At 69.2% G+C, this 1,936-nt stretch carries 2 protein-coding genes; one reads left to right on the forward strand and one right to left on the reverse strand.

Annotated elements, in window-relative coordinates; genetic code table 11:
• Positions 1–270: 270 nt before the first annotated feature.
• Complete coding sequence (locus CCN51_RS41125; RefSeq protein WP_238545483.1) at positions 271–987, forward strand: superoxide dismutase family protein; 717 nt, start codon at positions 271–273, stop codon at positions 985–987.
• 108 nt (positions 988–1,095) lie between these two features.
• On the opposite strand, the gene CCN51_RS41130 is transcribed toward CCN51_RS41125, so the two are convergent.
• A complete protein-coding gene (locus CCN51_RS41130; protein ID WP_014180129.1) occupies positions 1,096–1,731 on the reverse strand; it encodes an HD domain-containing protein in 636 nt (211 codons plus the stop codon).
• Positions 1,732–1,936: the final 205 nt, after the last annotated feature.

Consider the following 1,936-nt stretch of genomic DNA (forward strand, 5'->3'; position numbering starts at 1 on the left):
AGATGTGTATAAGGGACGGGGGGCGGTGTCCACGCTTGTCGTCTCGGTGCCGGGGCAGGCCAAGGAGCCCGTCCTCCCCGAGGCCGCCGAGCCGACGGAGGTCGCCGGGCCGGGCTCGCGCTGAGCCCACCGGCCGGGCTCGCGTTGAAGGGTGTGACGAAGGGCATTAGCGTGGAAAGCAGGGGACGGGTCCAGCCGGGCGGGGTGTGGCGCGGGGCCCGCGCCCAGGGGCCAATCAAGGGGGGCCCATGCTTGGAGGAGTGATCCCCCATGTCTCTTGCCATGGCGGTCACTGCGGCGGCCGCGGCATCGATGGTCGCGGTATCCCCTGCGGTGTCCCCCTGTCCCTTCGTGGTGGTCCACGCGAAGTTCGCGCCGGCCGCAGAGGCCAGTAGCCACAAGGCGGTGACGTACAACACCAAGCTGGTGCCCGTCTCCGCCAAGGTCGTCGTCGTGGAGTTCCTGGGCAAGTGGCATGGCGGGGGCGAATACCGCCACCACCATCAAGGGCAAGGCGCACCCCAGGCCGCACTGACGACACCGAGCCCGACCGGCACCCCAACCTCACCGAGCCCGACGGGCACGCAAACCTCACCGAGCCCGCACGGTACGCAAGGCGAGGGCAAGGGCACCCGGGTCATGGTGTGGGTGCGCGGCCTCAAGGCGAACCACACCTTCGGGGTGCATGTCCATACGAAGACCTGCGGGACCATGCCCAATGACGCGGGTCCGCACTATCAGAACGTGAAGGACCCGAAGCAGCCGTCGACCAACCCGAAGTACGCCAATCCCCACAACGAGGTGTGGCTGCAGGTCACCACCGACAAGAGCGGCGACGGCCACGCCATGACCCATGTGAACTGGCGCTTCCGGGACTCGCAGGCGCGCTCCCTCGTCTTCCACGAGCATGCGACCGCCACGCACAAGGGCCATGCCGGGGAGGCGGGCTCGCGGGTGGCGTGCGTGAAGGTGCCGTTCAAGGGATAACGCGGCGCAAGGGGTAACGCGGCACAAGGGATAACGAGTCTCGAGGCATGACGCGGCTCAAGGGACGACGCGTCAGGGCATGCGTCAAGGCGTGCGTCATGGCGTGCGTCAAGGCGTCAGCGGCGCGGGGGTCAGCAGCCCGCGCCGCACCGATGCGTCGCGGACCTCCTCGTACAGCGCGCGCAGCGTCTCGCTGACGGCCACCCGCGGGAGTTGCAGCCGGTCCAGGGCGTCCGCGTCCATGGCGGCGTTGGTGTCGGTGGGCACATCGTGCCAGCCCTGGCCGGTGAGGTACCGCATCAGCGCGGGGTTGAGCCGGTCCACCCCGCGCACCAGGCAGGCCTCGGGCGTACGGCCCTCCTCGTACTCGTGCCACAGGGCCAGGAACTCGGGGCGCAGCGCGCCCGGCAGCGAGGCGAAGGGGTCTTCGGCGGCGTCATCCGCGGCATTGGGGTCGGCTGAAGTGTCGAGTTCGACCAGGTCGTGCATCAGACAGAGCTTGAGCATCTTGGTCAGGTCGAGGCAGTGGCCGGCCTCCCGTTCGAACTCGGCGTGCAGTATCCAGCTGACCATCGCCAGATGCCAGGAGTGCTCCGCCACGCTCTCCCTGCGCGTCGGGGTGGCGTTGTTGGGGCGCTCGATCTCCCGCAGCCGGGCCGTGAAGGTGATGAAGTCGAAGAGTCTTCGAAACTCGTGCTCGTGCTGTGCGCCGGGCGTGCCGCTCGTGCCGCTCGTGTCGTTCATGGCGGACAGTGTGCCCCCGTGCGGGGCCGCAGCGGCACTCCCGGGGCGGGCGCTCCCGGAAGTGCCGCTGCGGCCCCGCACGGGGGCACACTGTCCGCCATGAACGACACGAGCGGCACGAGCGGAACGCCCGGCCCACAGCACGAGCACGAGATTCGAAGACTCTTCTACTTCATGACCTTTACGGCCCGGCTGCGGGAGATCG

Source organism: Streptomyces milbemycinicus (assembly GCF_002154605.1).
GTDB classification, from domain to species: domain Bacteria; phylum Actinomycetota; class Actinomycetes; order Streptomycetales; family Streptomycetaceae; genus Streptomyces; species Streptomyces milbemycinicus.

Excerpts from the sequence above, each read along its gene's own strand:
- CCN51_RS41130 (WP_014180129.1), bottom strand. The coding sequence starts at position 1,731 with ATGAACGACACGAGCGGCACGAGCGGCACGCCCGGCGCACAGCACGAG.
- CCN51_RS41125 (WP_238545483.1), top strand. The coding sequence starts at position 271 with ATGTCTCTTGCCATGGCGGTCACTGCGGCGGCCGCGGCATCGATGGTC.